This is a genomic window from Paenibacillus gansuensis (assembly GCF_042684925.1).
Taxonomy (GTDB): Bacteria; Bacillota; Bacilli; order Paenibacillales; family DY6; genus Paenibacillus_N; species Paenibacillus_N gansuensis.
This window is the reverse complement of the sequence record NZ_JBHUME010000003.1, coordinates 14,278-31,325: the sequence shown is the minus strand read 5'-3', so window position 1 is coordinate 31,325 and position 17,048 is coordinate 14,278. Positions and strand designations below refer to the sequence as shown.

The window sequence follows — 17,048 nt, the reverse complement described above, 5'->3', positions numbered from 1 at the left end:
GCTGCCGCGAGAGGCAGCCTGATGAAAGGAGCCGCGGTGCTGGGCCTCGCAGCGATGGCTTCCAAACTGATCGGTACGCTGCAGAAGATCCCGTTGCAGAACCTGGCGGGAGATGCTGCCTACGGCATATACAACACGGTCTATCCGTTCTATGTATTGCTTCTTTTCATATCCTCCGCCGGTGTCCCGATCGCAGTCTCCAAGATGGTTTCTGAGCGCCATGCTTTGGGGGACCGGAGCGGGGCGCAGGATGTCGTTAAAGTTTCCTTGTTCATTCTCTCGGCTTCCGGGTTAGCAGGATTTCTCCTGCTTTACTTCGGAGCGGGGCTGATTGCAGGCTGGATGGGTAACCGGAAGACGGAACTGGCGATCCAGAGCGTATCTTTTGCCCTTCTTATCGTTCCGATGATGTCTGTCATCCGAGGATATTTTCAGGGACTTGGAGATATGATGCCCACCGGCGTATCCCAGGTGATAGAGCAGCTGATCCGTGTGGCGACCATGCTGGGCTTGCTGCTGTGGTTTCTTGGGCAGCATCGTCAGGATGAAGTGATTGCCGCCGGCGCGACGTTCGGTTCGGTTACTGGTGCCTTAGCAGGGTTAGGAGTTATGTTGTATTATTGGGCCCGGCACCATCGATCGATAAGAAGCGTCATAGGCGGAAAAGACTTAAGTGTGATGCCGGAGGAGAGGCGGATCGGCCGCAAGCAGCTGGCCCGAACGATATTGGCCTATTCGATTCCCATCTGTCTGGGGTCAATTGCCCTGCCCATCCTGAGTATTGCGGATTCCTTTACGATGCCGCGGCTGCTCGCCCTGCAGGGGCTGAGCGAGACGGGCGTCATGGACAGGTTCGGCGAATATAATCGCGGGCTGCCGTTAACCCAGCTGGTCGCGATGCTGGCCAGCTCCTTATCTGTGGCGCTTGTGCCCGCCATAGCGAAAGCGAAGCTTCGGGGGGACAAGTCAGCCGTCCGTACCCAGGCTGACGGAGCGATGCGCATGACGTGGCTGCTCACGCTGCCGGCCGCCGCAGGCTTGGCCGTCCTCGCGGTGCCGATCAACGTCATGCTATACACGAACGCCGAGGGCTCTGCGACGATGGCGCTCCTGGCTCTCACCGCGGTGTTCAGCTCGCTGAACATCATCTCCGGCGCGCTCCTGCAGGGAGCCGGAGCGGTGAAGGCGCCCGCGGTGCATCTGTTTGCGGCGGCAGCGGCCAAGATCGGCCTGAACCTCGCCCTGATCCCGTTCTTCGGGATCGACGGCGCCGCCGCGGCCGCTGTGCTCGCCTTTGCCTTGGCCGCCGCGCTGAATCTGCGCGCCTTGGCCAAGCATACGGGCGCGCGCACTCAGCTGCGCGCCCTGATCCGCCCGGCCGCCGCTGCGCTGGCCATGGCGGCCGTACTGCTCGCGTTCCAGCTGGCGTGGAACGCGGCCGTGTCCGCCGCCGCGCCTGAGCTGCCGGCGCGGCTGAACATGACGGCGCTCGCGCTGCTGGGCATCGCGCTCGGCGCCGCCGTCTACGGCGCGGTCGCCCTGCGCACCCGCGCCGTCACCGAGGCAGAGCTGGCGCGCGTACCGAAATCGCGCAAGCTGCTGCTCATTCTGCGGAAGTTACGTTTCCTTCCGCCATCCCAAACCTAGGAGGCGCATGACGATGACTACATCCGCCCGAATTACCGTGGTCGGCCTGGGAACCGGCGACCCGGATCAATTGACGCTGGGCATCTGGAGACGGCTCCAGCAGGCGGAACGCCTGTACCTGCGAACCGAACGCCACCCGATGGTACAGCTTCTGAAAGAGAACGCGATCACGTATCAATCGTTCGATCATGTATACGAAGCGAAGGACTCGTTTCCGGAAGTATACGAGGCCATCGCGGCGGAACTGCTTCACACGGCGGCATCGCTCAAGACGGACATCATCTATGCTGTCCCGGGTCACCCGATGGTAGCCGAATCCACGGTTCAGCTGCTTCGCGCACAATCCGCTGAACGGGGCGTAGAACTGACAGTGCTGGGCGGTGAAAGCTTCCTGGACGAGGCGTTCAACCGTTTCGGCTTCGACCCGATTGACGGGTTCCAGCTTCTCGACGCCGGTACCCTATCGGCGGGCCAGCTGCGCTCGTCCATGCACACACTGATCGCTCAGGTTTATGATACATACACCGCATCCGATGTGAAGTTGAGCTTGATGGAGGTATACCCGGACGACTACGAGGTAGTAGTAGGACATGCCCTGGGGGTCGCGGAAGAGGAAATCATCCAAACCATACCGCTGCACGAGCTGGACCGGATCGAAGGCTACGGCAATCTTTCTCTAATCTGGGTACCCCGCAGCGACCGCGCCGATCTGCGGAACCGTTCTTTCGAACGCCTTCATGAAATCGTACAGATCCTGCGCAGTCCGGAAGGCTGCCCTTGGGACCGCGAGCAGACGCACCAAAGTATCCGCAAGAATCTGATTGAGGAAATGTACGAAGTGCTGGAGACGATTGACGACGATGACCCTGCGGCGATGTGCGAGGAGCTTGGCGACGTGATGCTTCAGGTGATGCTCCATTCGCAAATGGAAGAAGAGACCGGAACGTTTACCGTTTACGACGTCATTCAGACCCTAAACGAGAAGCTGTTGTTCCGCCACCCGCATGTATTCGGTACAACAGAGGCCGGCAACAGCGAAGAGGCTCTTCAAAACTGGGAAGCGATGAAAGCCGAGGAGAAGCGGCGCAAGGGAATCAAAGCGGAGCAGCAGTCCGTCTTGTCCGGCGTTCCCCGTGATCTGCCCGCACTGATGAAGGCCTACAAAGTGCAGAAAAAAGCAGCCAAGGTTGGCTTTGACTGGGACAACATCAATGATATATACGACAAAATCAAAGAGGAACTACAGGAACTGCAGGAAGCCTCTGGCAGCAACGATACCCAGCATACATTGGAAGAGTTGGGAGATTTGCTGTTTGCTGTCGTCAATGTCGCGAGATACCTCGATATCGATCCCGAAGAAGCCCTAACCGCGACGAACCGGAAATTTTACCAAAGATTTGCCTATATCGAGGAGCAGCTGCGTATAGCAAACAAATCTTTTGACCAAACTGATTTACTAGAGATGGACCGTTGGTGGAATGAAGCCAAATCCCGCACATAATATTTTTCACGAAATCGCATCATTTAGCAGGATTTTCCCCAAGGACCAAGAATAAGTAGGCGTAAAGCGTCATCAAACCAATTTCGATGGATGCACTTAGGAGGAGATTTTCACATGAATAAGACAGACTTGATCAACAACATTTCTACCAAAAGCGGCCTGACTAAAAAGGACGTTGAAGCAGTTCTTAACGGTTTCCTTGGCGAAATTACAGATGCTCTAGCAGAAGGCGACAAAGTACAACTGATCGGTTTCGGCACGTTCGAAACCCGCAAGCGCTCCGGACGTACCGGCCGCAACCCGCAAACAGGCAAAGAAATCAGCATCCCTGAATCCGTAGTGCCGGCATTCAAAGCAGGCAACAAACTTAAAGAAGCCGTAAAATAATGCGTCTTGATAAATTTCTTAAAGTATCCAGATTGATCAAGCGGCGCACCGTCGCGAAAGATGTCTCCGATCAGGGCAGGGTTTGGATCAACGGCAGGGATGCGAAAGCAAGCAGCACCGTCAAACCCGGCGATGAACTGAAGATCCGGTTCGGCCAGAAAAGCGTGACCGTCCGTGTGGAGCAGCTGTCGGAGAACAGCCGCAAGGAAGAAGCGGCCAATATGTATACTTTACTGAAAGAAGAATCGCATAAAGATTCGGATTCCGAATGAATGAATACAAGCTGATGGTCCTCCGGGGCAATCAGCTTGTTTCTTTTTGGGTAATACATCATATAACTTCAGACCGGCCTTGGCCGGCAGAAAGAGGGATATGTGATGGAATTACTCGTATTTATCATTTGCGGGCTCAGTATCGGCCTGCTTTATTTTAGATGTGATCAGGAAGAACACCGGCAGAAGGAGCTGTGCATCAGCCTGATGGTCTTTTTCCTCCTCAACGCGTTCATGGTCTTTCTGAAAGTTCAGGGACACGGAGGGGAGTATATGCTGCTGCATAACCTGTCAACCGGACAGCTGTACGCTATTTTGGAGTTCTGGCTTTTCCTTGGCGCCCTTTCGTTCATCGCTTACCAGCTGCCTCAAAGAAGATAGTTCTAAAAATCGGCACGGCCCCATAATCTATGACTAGAAGAGGAGGGGTACATGCTATGAACATGATGGACCATGGCAAAAACAAACGCCAGGAAGTCAAAATGCTGAACCGGAAGCTGCTGGAAGTTTCAGGCGTACTGAACGTAGAAAGCTTTGACAGCGAGGAGTTCCTTCTGGAAACCGAGTGCGGCTTTATGGCCATCAAAGGACAAAATCTGCACATCAAAAATTTAAGCCTGGAGCAAGGGTTGGTCGCCATTGAGGGGTATGTCCACTCTCTGGGCTATATCGATGCAAACTCCCAGGATAAATCCAAGGGATTCCTCGGGAAGCTGTTTAAGTGAGCCTCCATACTCAATTTTATACCTTTGCCATGATGGCCCTGAGCGGGGTGCTGCTCGGCGTGGTCTATGACGCTTACAGGGTCGTCTGCCGCGAGCTTCGTTTGCCCCGATGGGTCCTCTCCCTCATGGATCTGGTGTATTGGGTGTTCTCCTGTATCTTTGTCTTCCGGGTTCTCTATGCGAGCAATCAGGGTGAAATCAGACTTTTTGTCTTTTTGGGTCTGGTTTTGGGAGTATTGTTCTATTTTTGGCTGATCGGTTCTATAACGGTCCGAATTGTGTTATGGTTGATTCAGGTTGTACGAGCCCTGCTGCGGTTCGGCGCAAAGTGTTTCCGGATCCTGATCCTGATGCCGCTGCGCGCATTGTACAAGCTGATTGTCATACTACTAGGGTTTCTCGCAGCAATCACTATATTCGTTTATAAGATTGTGCTACAATTGATAGGGCCTGTATTTAGACTGATCTGGCGTATACTTCAACCTTTACATAAATATTGGGTACTTCCTTCCTGGTTTCATAAGTTCAGAATATGGTTACAAGGAAAGTGGAAGCGCCCGTTCTAGGAGGCTTAATTTCCCTTCATGGCTGGACAAACAAAGAAGACTAGTGAACAGAAAGGCCTGCGCAAGCGTCTTCGTTTATACTTGTTCGTAATGATCTGCTTTATCGCATGGGCAGGATCTACTCTGGTCGGACAAGGCTCCAAGATGAACGATACGCATTCACAGCTGAAGGCGTTACAGAAGAAGCAGAAGGATATTGAATTGCAGAGTGAACAATTGAAGCTGCAGTTGAACCGGTTGAACGATCCGGAATATATCGGGCAAATAGCGCGTAAAGATCTGGGTATGTCGCTGCCGGGAGAGACTTCGATTCAGGTTACCCGGCCGAAAGAGTAGGCAAGGGCCCCTTTCGGGGGTGTTCGGTTGACCTCCCTTTTCACGTGCGGTATAATCAACATAGTCGGCTTTTTTGTGTTCCATGGCCGGAGAAACAGCTTCTACTCAGGTTTGCAAATTCTTAAGGGAGGAACATTTTATTCTATGTCAATTGAAGTAGGCACCAAGTTAGAGGGCAAAGTTACCGGAATTACTCATTTCGGAGCGTTCGTTGAACTGCCCGGAGGAGTGACCGGTCTGGTACACATCTCGGAGATCGCGGATAACTATGTAAAAGATGTTAAAGACCACTTGAAGATGGAAGATGTGGTCACAGTTAAGGTGATCAACGTAGACAAGGACGGTAAGATTGGTTTATCGATCAAGCAAGCGGTTGATAAGCCTGTGGAACAGCAGCAGCAAAGACCATTCCGTCCTGACAGACCGGCTGGCGGAGCCCCTCGGTCCGACAGACCTGCCGGCGGCGGTTTTAACCGTGACGGAAGAGGCGGAGGCGACCGCGGAGGCCGATTTGCAAGCAAGCCCAGCTTTGGTAAACCTAGCTTCGAGGATAAAGTGTCCCGCTTTTTAAAAGATAGCGAAGAGCGCATTTCTTCACTCAAGAAGAATACCGAAGGCAAACGCGGCGGACGCGGTGCCAAGCGGGTATAACCCTTCAGCGTTATACGCTCACACATGAAAACCGCAGCCCAGCGCTGCGGTTTTTCGTTTAAGGAGGCAATCATGATATGGACTAAATGGGGGATTTCCCTGGGGAAAGCAGCTATGTGTATTGCGGTTGCTTTTTTCATTGCAGCTGTTCTGATGATCCCGGCGGGTGTGGTGCTCATGGCCTTAAACGGGGGAGACCTGAACGGCATAATGGAGGAAGCTGACGAATTGAATGCAACGAACATCGTGTTCGGCATTGTTCAGGCCGTTGCATTTATTACGGCGGTAATCCTGATGTATACCGCGTTCGAACGAAAGAAAGGCTGGCCGCTCGGCTGGAAAGAGAAGAAGCTCGCATCCAACTTTATCGTGGGGTCCTCGGCCGGAATCATCCTGATTACATGCAGCTTTCTGCTTATTTGGGTTTATCGCGGCATTGCCGTGACGGAATCCGTACCAATCACCTCCTTTTTGAATCATTTTCTGGGATGCATGCTGTTGTTCCTGTTTGTAGCAGTAAGTGAGGAGCTGTTCTCCCGCGGTTATGTATACGGACTGTTGAAGCAGCAGTTTTCAGCACGGGCGGCGGCCATAGGGTCGGCTCTCGTCTTCACGATATTGCACAGCCTGAATCCAGGGATGTTTGAACAGCCTTTTCCGGTCATCAATCTGTTTCTGGTCGGCATCCTGTTTGCTCTATGCAGGGAGTTCACCGGCGGGCTTTGGGTTCCGATCGGCCTTCATTTCACATGGAACCTGTTCCAGGGGAATATTTACGGGTTCGCTGTTTCCGGTACAACCGGGCAGTCGATGATGATCTTGGATGTTCAGGAGGGATTGTTGGCAGGCGGGACGTTCGGTGCGGAAGGAAGCTTTATGACAACGGTAGTTCTCGCTGCCGCTGCGGCAGTGGTGTGGATCGCGGGCACGTCCGCCCGGACCCCGCAGACGCTTCCCATTTCCGCCTCATCTGATAGGATCGATCAATAAATTAACGCAGGTCCGGAGAAATCCGGGCTTTTTTTTGTCCAAATTAATAGAGGTTACGCTGGTTTCGCATGAACCTTCCATAATACGATTTCGCCATTTCATCGAGTCGACAGCGTATGTTGTCAAATGAGGGATGTTTTCAGCCTCGAATGGAGCCGGCCGGCGACAAAGGGCAGGGACATAGAGCCTAAGTTGGTCAGGTTCTGCCTGGAAGACTTTCCGCACAGGGCGGGATATGAGGCTGGATTTCTGCAGGCAAGCCTTTTTTGTCGGAAAAAACTTTGAGTCTACTACCTGATTCTGACAAACTTTATGATAGAGCCTACCTATAATAGAGAGACCAAATTCGATAAGGTGGTGCTTGATGATGGCAAAAACATTTATGGCAGGAGCAGAGGAAAAATGGGCAAAGGTATCGGACAAGCTGATGCAAAGCGGGCAGGGAGTTTTCATGGGAAACCGTTTGTTTCAGGCAGTGGCAGCCAAAAAGTGGTCTATCATTCTTCTGGCTATGGCATTTCTGCTAGGCAGGGCTATGATCCTAGAGCAGCTGGCCCCCTTTGCGGTTGCCTATTTTGCCGTCATCTACTTTCTGAGAAGAGATTTGTTGTTCTATTCCGCAGGGATGCTTCTTGCCGGAAGTTTGTTTGCCGAACAGATGCACATAGGGATTATTGCGGCGGAGATGGCGGTTTTTTTCTTCTTACTGAAGGGGTTAGAGAGGTTCGAAAGAGCGGAAATTTCATTCGCGCCGGTCCTGGTCCTCACCTCGACACTGCTGGTAAACACCTTTTATCTCATAGTGACGGGGGGGTTAACTTGGTATTCGATGGCGATGGCCGTGGTGGAGGCGGTTTTGAGTCTGGTGCTCACACTGATCTTTATTCAGGCGATTCCCGTATTCACGCTATCCCGTAAAAATTACAATCTCAAAAATGAGGAAATTATCTGCCTGATCATCCTTTTGGCATCGGTGATGACGGGAATGGTGGGATGGAAGCTGGGGGGGCTTTCCACAGAGCATATTATGTCCCGCTATCTGATTCTCCTGTTTGCGCTGGTCGGCGGCTCGCCCATGGGGGCTTCGGTGGGGGTCATTACAGGTCTCATTCTAAGCCTGGCCCGGGTGGACGCCATTTATCAAATGAGCCTGCTCGCTTTTGCGGGGATGCTGGCCGGTCTGCTCAAGGAGGGGAGACGGATGGCGGTGGGGCTGGGCATGCTGCTCGGTTCCTCCATACTCTCGGTGTATATTGGAAATCAGACGGATGTGATGAGTTCTACCTGGGAATCGGTAGTAGCGGTGGCCCTGTTTCTGATGACGCCGAAAAGCGTGATCCAGACGATTGCCAAATACGTGCCGGGCACTCAAGAGCACATGAATTCGCAGAACGATTACGCCAAACGGATCCGGGATCTTACGGCCGGACGGGTACAGCAGTTCTCCGAAGTATTCAGGGAGTTATCCAAAAGCTTTGTTCCCTTGACTCAAGAAGCGGCGGCCGATCCGGACCGCGCTGCAGAGGTAAGCCATTTCATGAATGCGGTGGCGGCGAAAACCTGCGACGGCTGCCATCGGTCCACCCAATGCTGGGGCAGTAAATTTCAACGGACTTATTCGTTTATGACGGAGGCGATGACGGACATTGAGCGGGATCCGGGGATGAAGAACCGGAAGATCCCTGTAGCTTGGAGGAATGCCTGCCAGAAGCCTGAACAGGTGCTGGGAGAGATGAAGCAGCAGTACGATTTATATCAGCATGACCTTCATTGGAAAAAGCAAATTCAGGAGAGTCGGCAGATCGTAGCCGATCAGCTGTACGGGGTATCCCAGGTCATGGAGGATCTGGCGAAAGAAATCCGCAGGGAAGGGCAGGAGCTGTTTCTTCAGGAGGAGCAAATCCGGCAGACGCTGGAGGAACTGGGGCTGTCCATTCACAGTATTGATGTCATCAATTTGGAACCGGGGAATGTGGAAATTGAGATTATCCATCAGTATACGAAAGGATTTGATGAATGCAGAAAGATTATCGCGCCGCTGCTTACGGACATTCTCGGCGAGCATATCGCCGTGAAGAGCGAACAGTATTCAGCCAAGGGAACCGGCTATTATACGGTGGTGTTCGGCTCTGCCAAGGAATACGAGGTGGAGACCGGCATTGCCAGCGCCGCCAAAGGAGGCGATTTGCTCTCGGGTGACAGCTTCAGCCTGGCAGAGCTGAACAACGGGAAGTTTGCCGTCGCGATTTCGGACGGCATGGGCAACGGAGAGCGGGCTCGCGCGGAAAGCAGCACCGCTCTGAACATCCTGCAGCAGCTTCTGGATTCCGGCATGGACGAGAAGCTTGCCGTCAAATCGGTCAACTCGGTGCTGCTGCTGCGCTCCACAGACGAGATGTACGCGACGGTAGACGTCGCCCTCATCGACCAATACAGCGCCAAGACGACTTTCGTAAAGATCGGCTCTACGCCAAGCTTTATTAAACGGGGCGACGAGGTGATCCCCGTTCATGCCAACAACCTGCCGGTCGGTATCATTCAGGACATTGACATCGACCTGATTACCCGCCAGCTGGAGCCCGGCGATGTGCTTGTTATGATGACCGACGGCATCTATGACGCACCCGGCCACGCCGTGAACAAAGAACTCTGGATGAAGCGCGTTATCCAGGAGCTGGAGGACGGCGACCCGCAGGAGATGGCGGACAAGCTGATCGATCTGGCCGTTCGTTATCATGAGGGTTCGATTCATGATGACATGACCGTAGTGGTGGCGCGCGTGCAAAAGCATAAACCGGAATGGTCTCCGCTGCGGTGGCCGGGCATGTCCCGGCTGGAACGGCCGAAGATCGTCAGCTAAGATAGAAGGGGGCCGGCTCTTGCCCGGTTCTCTTTTCTTTTTACGATACAACCTATGGTATACTAGAGTAGCTGATTTTTATTGGTAACATACAAGGAAGTCTGCCTCTTCAGGGATTAAATCTCTCATTACTGGGAAAGATGATGATAGATTAGGATCCGCTAGGGGGAGAGACGATGAAACAAATCATTTTGATTACGGACGGCTGTTCCAATGTCGGTGTAAGCCCGGTAGTGGCTGCCGCGCATGCGTTGGCCGAGGGCATAACCGTAAATGTGATAGGGGTTATCGACCAAGGTGAGATCGGAGTGTTGGGCGCCGGTGAAATTGAGGAAATTGCCCGGGCCGGCGGAGGCATGAGCCGCATCGTGAACACGAAGCAGCTCTCGCAAACGGTTCAGATGCTGACGCGCCACACTGTCATGCAGACGATACAACAGGCCGTGAACCGGGAACTTCAGCAGGTGCTGGGTGAAGGTTCGATTGAATCGCTGCCGCCGGAGAAGCGCGGGCAGGTGGTTGAGGTTATGGACGAACTCGGAGAAACCGCAGCTTTACAAGTCGTGCTCCTGATTGATGCGAGCGCCTCTATGAAACCGAAGCTTTCCGCTGTGGAAGAGGCTATCCGGGACTTGATGCTGAGCCTGCGGGCAAGGAGCGGGAAAAGCGAAATGGCCGTCTGCCACTTCCCCGGCCCTGCCGGCAGCGGGCAGGAGTTTCAATTGGACCTGCCTTGGACTCAGGATATGGGCAAAATCAAACAGCTTTTCTCCAAAATTAATATGCGCGGAACGACCCCCACGGGACCGGCGCTGCTTCAGGCGATCGATTATATGACAGCGGGGGACCACAGTTTGGGCGCTTCCGATCAGGCACATCTTATACAGGGAGCCGCGGATCACAACAAAGGCGGGTTGTTAAGTGACTATATCGTTTGACCCGAACTTCCGCTTTTCTCCCAATGAGATCATTACAGGGAAGTGGAACGGGGCTAAGTATCGGATCCACCGCTTATTAGGTAAAGGGGCAAACGGACAAGTGTACCTGGTGTATCAGGGAAGCCGCCCGTTTGCTATGAAGTTCGGATTTCATGCGGTGGATCTCCAATCGGAAGTAAACGTGCTTAAGGCGATGTCACGGGGCAAGCCCGCCAAGGAACATTACCTTACAGATATTGACGATTATGAGACACCGTCGGGAAATGTCCCTTTTTATGTGATGAAATACATAGAAGGCTATAGTTTAAATGAGTTTATACATAGGAAACAAATGCAATGGCTCCCTGTCATCGGCTACCAGCTGTTATGCAGGCTTTGTGAACTCCATCAGGCAGGGTGGACTTTCGGCGACTTAAAGGCGCAGAATGTCATGGTGACTCCCTACGGCCAAGTGAACCTCGTCGACTTCGGCGGCTCTGTGCAGCAAGGAAAGTCCGTAAGGCAGTTTACGGAAGTGTATGACCGCGGTTACTGGGGTGCCGGGGAACGCAGTGCTGATGAAGCATATGATTTGTTCTCTTTTGCCGTTCTTTGCCTTCAGGCCGAGGATCCGGCGCTTCTGAAGGAAGCCGGGCAGCTGATCCCTCAGAATCGCACAAGGGATTGGCTCTTAACTAAGGCGGACCGAACCCGGGTGCTGGCAGAGTTCCGGCCCCTGCTGAAGCGAATGCTGGGCGGTTCCGTAGGAAGCTTGGAAGCCCGCGAGGAATGGCGGCAGCTGCTTCGGGCTTCCTCGCACAGAACCCAACTGCGCGCGCTTACGCCTAACGGCCGGTCGGGCTGGATCCGCGGTTTGTTCACTGCCTCCGCTATGATGCTGTGCGCTGTGGTTTATATGATAGTTTCTCAATAAAGTGATCATTGGCAGGAAAGGAACGATGCTTCGTGGAAGGCCTGCTCCGCAAAGTGGATAACATCATCAGAGAGGAGGGATTGGCCTGCGAAGGACAAGCCCTTCTTGTTGCGGTGTCCGGAGGGCCGGACTCGGTTGCTTTACTGCATTTGCTCCATAGATTGTCCGCCGCGTGGAAGTTCAGGCTCTATGCTGCCCATGTGAATCATCAGTTCCGGGGCAGCGAATCCGACGAGGAAGAAGATTTTGTCCGCAAAATCGCTGAGGACCTCGGTGTTCCATGTGAAACAGTGCGTATTAATGTACCGGCTTATATAGAGGAGTCGGGTTTGAATCTGCAGACGGCGGCCAGGCAGAAAAGGTATGAGTTCCTGCATAAAACAGCCGTAGCTTTCGGCGCTTCCGCCATCGTCACCGCGCATCATGCGGACGATCAGGCGGAAACCGTCCTGATGAGGATCATCCGGGGTACGGGCAGCGGCGGCCTGGCGGGAATTCCCATCAGGCGACGGGAAAAAAACGTGGAACTCATCAGGCCCTTGCTCCGTATATACAAGTCAGAGATTTTACAGTATCTTCAGAACCTTCGGATCCCTTACCGAAATGACAGCAGCAACGAGCTGCGGAAGTATACGCGCAACCGAATCAGATTAGATGTCCTGCCCTATCTGTCCCGGTTGAACCCTCATTTGCCGGATTCGCTGAACCGCCTGGCTGAAACGGCAGCTGCGGAAGAGGAGTACATGGAAGGGGAAACTCTTGCTGTATATGAGCGGATCGTACGTCACGAAGGGGACCGGTTTACTTTTTCAGGACGCGATTTTGCGTCCCTGCACCTCGCTTTACAAAGGAGAGTGATTAAACTAATATTAAGTTATCTTGCTCCCGGCGGCGATGTGTCCGACTTTCAGAAGATTGAAGGAATCCGGCATGCCGTCACGTTAAACCGAACAAGTTCTATCCGTATAGATTTAGACCGCATGATTGAGTTTAAGAAAGAATATGACCGATGCTCCCTCGGACCGCCCGCGGATTCCTCCCCGGCAAGTTACGCCTACGAGGTGCTCCAGGCCCCTTTCCGGCTGGAAATTCCCGAGTTTACCTCTTGGTTAAGCGGTAGTTTGATTCCAGGCAGCGAGCCGGCATACGGACATTCTGCTTTACAGGCTCATTTTGACGCGGAGGAGATTGTCTTCCCTTTGATGGTGCGAAACCGGCGCAGCGGGGACCGTATGCAAATTGCAGGATTAAACGGCAGCAAAAAGGTAAAAGATATCTTCATCGATGATAAGATCTATCCGGTTATAAGGGATGAAATTCCCATCATACTTGATGGAAACCATAATATATTATGGATACCGGGTATTCGCGTTTCCGGACTTGCACAGGTAAGACCAGACACTGCCCGGACCCTTAGTTTGACGCTCGAGAAGAGCGGACAGGTTCGTGAGTGGAAGCATAAGTGAAATTATTTAGTACATTTCTTAGGAGGTCCAATCGTTGCATAATGACATTCAGGAAGTTCTTTTTAGCGAAGAACAATTACAGCAGAAGGTAAAGGAACTCGGGGAACTCCTGAGCAAGGAATACGGAGGACGCAACCCGCTCGTCATCTGCGTGCTGAAGGGTGCGTTTGTTTTTATGTCCGATTTAGTGAAGCGGATTGAAATCCCGTTGGAAATCGACTTTATGGCGGTATCCAGCTACGGCGCATCCACGAAATCGTCGGGGGTTGTCAAGATCATTAAGGACTTGGACACTTCCGTTGAGGGCAGGCACATCCTGATTGTTGAGGACATTATCGACAGCGGGCTGACCCTGAGTTACTTGATTGATGTACTGGAGCGACGCAATGCGCAGTCGATCAAGGTAGTTACCTTATTTGATAAACCGTCCGGCCGCAGGGTTGAGATGGAAGCTGACTATACAGGCTTTACCCTTCCGGATAAATTTATTGTCGGCTACGGGCTGGATTATGCGGAGAAATACCGCAACCTGCCGTACATCGGCGTCCTGAAGCCGGAAGTTTACTCCGAGTAAAGCAAGCAGAGCAAGGGTTCAGGTTCTATTGTTATGGTCAGACATGCTATGGTAAAATAATGAAAGCGTGTCGCCGAGAGGAGGTTGGGGATGAATCGCATCATCCGGAATACAGGATTTTATCTGCTTATTTTTCTTGTGACTGTGGGAATCGTCCATTTCATCAGCACACAAAATAGCCAGACTCAAACGATCCGTTACGATCAATTCGTAAAAGCTGTACAAGATAACAACGTGAAGAGTGTTAGAGCACAATGGGATGGTTTTTCGTACTACATTACAGGAGAGTACAAGAAATCCCCGAGTCCTGACAACGCAACCTTCGATACGCGTGCGTTCGATAGTTTCGATGATTCCCCTCTAGCGGATAAGCTGGTGGAACAAGGCGCGTTAATTGAAGTGAAGAAGATGGAAGGGGAGAACGGCTGGCTGACGCTGCTGACTTCCATTATTCCTTTCGTCATTATGTTTGTATTGTTCTTCTTCTTGTTGAATCAGGCGCAAGGCGGCGGCGGCAAGGTCATGAACTTTGGCAAGAGCAAAGCCCGCCTGTACAACGAAGAGAAGAAACGGGTTACCTTTGAAGATGTAGCCGGTGCAGATGAAGAGAAGCAGGAGCTGGTGGAAGTAGTTGAATTCCTCAAGGACCCGCGTAAATTCGCTGCCGTCGGTGCCAGAATTCCGAAAGGCGTTCTGTTAGTGGGCCCTCCCGGTACCGGTAAGACGCTTCTTGCCAGAGCTGTAGCAGGTGAGGCAGGAGTTCCGTTCTTCAGCATCTCGGGTTCGGACTTCGTAGAAATGTTCGTCGGTGTCGGTGCATCCCGTGTACGTGACTTGTTCGAGAATGCCAAGAAGAACGCACCATGTATTATTTTCATTGATGAGATCGACGCAGTTGGACGTCAACGGGGCGCAGGCCTCGGCGGCGGACATGACGAGCGCGAACAGACGTTGAACCAGCTGCTTGTTGAGATGGATGGTTTCGGGGCCAACGAAGGGATTATCATCGTGGCTGCCACCAACCGTCCGGATATTCTGGATCCGGCGCTTCTGCGTCCGGGCCGTTTTGACCGGCAGATTACCGTTGACCGTCCTGACGTGAAGGGCCGTGAAGCGGTACTGAAAGTACACGCCCGCAATAAACCGCTGGCATCGGACGTCAAGCTCGATGTAATTGCCAAATATACGACAGGCTTTACAGGCGCTGACCTGGAGAACCTTCTGAACGAATCCGCCCTGATTGCAGCGCGCCGTAACCGGAAGGATATCACGATGGATGAGATCGAAGAAGCGATCGACCGTGTCATTGTCGGTACACAGAAGAAAAGCCGTGTCATCAGCGAGCGCGAGAAGCGGATTGTCGCTTACCACGAAGCCGGTCACACCATTTCCGGCTACTATCTGGAGCATGCAGACCGCGTTCACAAAGTTACCATCGTACCGCGGGGCCGCGCAGGCGGTTACCTGATGATGCTTCCGAAGGAAGACCGGATGCTGATGACCAAGAACGAGCTGCTTGACCGGATCACCGGTTTGCTGGGCGGCCGTGTAGCCGAAGAGCTGTTCATCGGTGAAATCGGTACAGGCGCTTACGATGACTTCAAGAAAGCGACCAGCATTGCACGCAGCATGATTATGGAATACGGTATGAGCGAGCGTCTCGGACCTATGCAGTTTGGAAGCTCTCAAGGACAGGTGTTCCTGGGCCGCGATATCGGCCATGAACAGAATTACAGCGATGCTATCGCACATGAAATCGATCAGGAGATGCAAAACATTATCCGCGGTTGTTATGACCGCTGCCGCGAGCTCTTGAAAGAGCATGAAGCTGAGATGCATCTAATCGCAAAAACGCTTCTTGAGAAGGAAACGCTGGATGTCGACCAAATTACGCAGTTGCTGGAACAAGGCAAGATCACTTCCGTAAGCGAGGAAGCTGCAAAAGAAGGCGACGTGAAGGTGAACATTCACAAGCAGGATGAAGAAAGCGACGGCAACAAATTCACCTTCGAGAAGAAGATGGATCAGGCTGCTGACGACGATATCAATAACGACTAAAACGCTACGGCACCGCACAGATCGTGCGGTGCCGTTTCTTTTGTCCGGAAGTGTGGGCGGCTTGCAGAGGAAAGGGAATTTTTATTGGCCCATGAAAGATATGTTATAGCGTGTAAATGCATTGACACTGCATGCTAGGTTGTGTAAATTAGGTGTAAATCGCATACTAAGAACAATCGCAGGATTGCTCTTACCATATACCATAGGGAGTTGAGTGCACAGTGGAAGCGCTGGCCTTAGAACGCAAGAAGCAGCAGAACGAGGAACTGAAAGAACGTCTGCTTCAACTGAAGAAAGAACGGAATGCTATCATTTTAGCTCATTATTATCAAAGGGATGAAATTCAGGAAGTAGCCGATTTTCGGGGGGATTCCTTTCTGCTGGCGCAAAAAGCGGCGGAAACCGATGCCGATGTCATCGTATTTTGCGGCGTTCATTTCATGGGGGAAAGCGCAAAAATATTAGCACCTAACAAAACGGTCATCATTCCCGATGAACGCGCAGGGTGCCCGATGGCGGACATGGTGAACGTAGACGGGCTGCGTAAACTGAAAGCCCAGCACCCAAATGCAACGGTAGTGACTTATATCAACTCTTCGGCAGAGATTAAGGCGGAAACCGATATTTGCTGTACCTCGGCCAATGCGGTGAAAGTTATTCAATCGCTGGACTCCGAGGAGATTATTTGGGTACCGGATAAAAACCTGGGCAACTATGTGGAAAAATTCACAGACAAGAAAATGATCATTTGGGAAGGTTACTGCAACACCCATGACATGCTTACTGTGAAAGATGTGGAGGAGATGAAAGCCCAATATCCGAACGCGCAATTCGTTGTGCATCCGGAATGCCGTCCGGAAGTTGTGGCTCTCGGAGACTTCGTCGGAAGTACTACCGCTATCATCAAATACTGCAAAGAATCCGATTGCCAGGAGTTCATCGTGGGCACCGAGGACGGTACAGGGTATCAGCTGAGATTGGATAGCCCGGAGAAAAAGTTCCATTTTGCTACGAAATTCCTGGTATGTCCGAATATGAAAGTGAACAATTTGAAAAAGCTTGTGAAATGCCTGGAAACGATGGGACCGGAAATTTACGTTGATCCAGAAGTTGCCGCCAAAGCAAAGTTATCTCTAGAGCGCATGCTGCAGGTGAAGTAGCATG

The 17,048-nt window shown here is 52.4% G+C and carries 17 protein-coding genes; all 17 read left to right on the top strand.

Features of this window, described 5'->3' with window-relative positions; translation table 11 throughout:
• The first annotated feature begins 21 nt into the window (after positions 1-21).
• The 17 genes from ACFSUF_RS03795 (at position 22) to nadA (ending at position 17,044) form a co-directional block, all read left to right on the top strand.
• Positions 22-1,647, top strand: a complete 1,626-nt coding sequence (locus tag ACFSUF_RS03795; protein WP_377600313.1) for a putative polysaccharide biosynthesis protein — start codon at positions 22-24, stop codon at positions 1,645-1,647.
• Positions 1,648-1,654: 7 nt separating this feature from the next.
• On the top strand, positions 1,655-3,148 hold the full coding sequence (locus ACFSUF_RS03790; protein WP_377600311.1) for a bifunctional methyltransferase/pyrophosphohydrolase YabN: 1,494 nt from the start codon (positions 1,655-1,657) through the stop codon (positions 3,146-3,148).
• A 114-nt stretch (positions 3,149-3,262) separates the two neighbouring features.
• Positions 3,263-3,535: an HU family DNA-binding protein gene (locus ACFSUF_RS03785; RefSeq protein WP_068605323.1), complete on the top strand. Its 273-nt coding sequence runs from the start codon at positions 3,263-3,265 to the stop codon at positions 3,533-3,535.
• Positions 3,535-3,807 (top strand): RNA-binding S4 domain-containing protein, encoded by a 273-nt coding sequence (locus ACFSUF_RS03780; protein ID WP_377600309.1) that lies wholly within the window; start codon positions 3,535-3,537, stop codon positions 3,805-3,807. The genes ACFSUF_RS03785 and ACFSUF_RS03780 overlap by 1 nt, the downstream gene beginning before the upstream one ends.
• A gap of 105 nt (positions 3,808-3,912) precedes the next feature.
• Positions 3,913-4,188, top strand: coding sequence for a hypothetical protein (locus tag ACFSUF_RS03775; protein ID WP_377600307.1), 276 nt, complete (start codon positions 3,913-3,915; stop codon positions 4,186-4,188).
• A 62-nt stretch (positions 4,189-4,250) separates the two neighbouring features.
• Complete coding sequence (gene yabP / locus ACFSUF_RS03770; RefSeq protein WP_377600385.1) at positions 4,251-4,532, top strand: sporulation protein YabP; 282 nt, start codon at positions 4,251-4,253, stop codon at positions 4,530-4,532.
• Positions 4,529-5,098, top strand: coding sequence for a spore cortex biosynthesis protein YabQ (yabQ, locus tag ACFSUF_RS03765; protein WP_377600305.1), 570 nt, complete (start codon positions 4,529-4,531; stop codon positions 5,096-5,098). The genes yabP and yabQ overlap by 4 nt, the downstream gene beginning before the upstream one ends.
• Positions 5,099-5,116: 18 nt before the next feature.
• Positions 5,117-5,434 carry an FtsB family cell division protein gene (locus tag ACFSUF_RS03760; protein WP_377600304.1) on the top strand — a complete coding sequence of 106 codons (318 nt, stop codon included), beginning with the start codon at positions 5,117-5,119 and terminating at the stop codon, positions 5,432-5,434.
• Between the two features lie 144 nt (positions 5,435-5,578).
• Entirely contained in the window at positions 5,579-6,085 is a 507-nt protein-coding gene (locus ACFSUF_RS03755; RefSeq protein WP_377600302.1) for a S1 domain-containing RNA-binding protein, read from the top strand.
• Positions 6,086-6,157: 72 nt separating this feature from the next.
• Positions 6,158-7,075, top strand: a complete 918-nt coding sequence (locus tag ACFSUF_RS03750) for a CPBP family intramembrane glutamic endopeptidase (protein WP_377600300.1) — start codon at positions 6,158-6,160, stop codon at positions 7,073-7,075.
• Positions 7,076-7,439: 364 nt separating this feature from the next.
• Positions 7,440-9,935: a stage II sporulation protein E gene (gene spoIIE / locus ACFSUF_RS03745; RefSeq protein WP_377600298.1), complete on the top strand. Its 2,496-nt coding sequence runs from the start codon at positions 7,440-7,442 to the stop codon at positions 9,933-9,935.
• A gap of 176 nt (positions 9,936-10,111) precedes the next feature.
• Entirely contained in the window at positions 10,112-10,873 is a 762-nt protein-coding gene (locus ACFSUF_RS03740; protein WP_377600296.1) for a hypothetical protein, read from the top strand.
• A complete protein-coding gene (locus tag ACFSUF_RS03735) occupies positions 10,857-11,786 on the top strand; it encodes a protein kinase domain-containing protein (protein WP_377600294.1) in 930 nt (309 codons plus the stop codon). Before ACFSUF_RS03740 ends, ACFSUF_RS03735 begins: the two co-directional genes overlap by 17 nt.
• 32 nt (positions 11,787-11,818) lie before the next feature.
• Complete coding sequence (tilS, locus tag ACFSUF_RS03730) at positions 11,819-13,252, top strand: tRNA lysidine(34) synthetase TilS (RefSeq protein ID WP_377600292.1); 1,434 nt, start codon at positions 11,819-11,821, stop codon at positions 13,250-13,252.
• Between the two features lie 34 nt (positions 13,253-13,286).
• The gene (gene hpt / locus ACFSUF_RS03725; RefSeq protein ID WP_377600290.1) at positions 13,287-13,826 is read left to right on the top strand and encodes a hypoxanthine phosphoribosyltransferase; all 540 of its coding nucleotides are present in this window, start codon (positions 13,287-13,289) and stop codon (positions 13,824-13,826) included.
• Positions 13,827-13,916: 90 nt separating this feature from the next.
• Positions 13,917-15,884 carry an ATP-dependent zinc metalloprotease FtsH gene (gene ftsH / locus ACFSUF_RS03720; protein WP_377600288.1) on the top strand — a complete coding sequence of 656 codons (1,968 nt, stop codon included), beginning with the start codon at positions 13,917-13,919 and terminating at the stop codon, positions 15,882-15,884.
• Between the two features lie 221 nt (positions 15,885-16,105).
• The gene (gene nadA / locus ACFSUF_RS03715; protein ID WP_377600286.1) at positions 16,106-17,044 is read left to right on the top strand and encodes a quinolinate synthase NadA; all 939 of its coding nucleotides are present in this window, start codon (positions 16,106-16,108) and stop codon (positions 17,042-17,044) included.
• Positions 17,045-17,048: the final 4 nt, after the last annotated feature.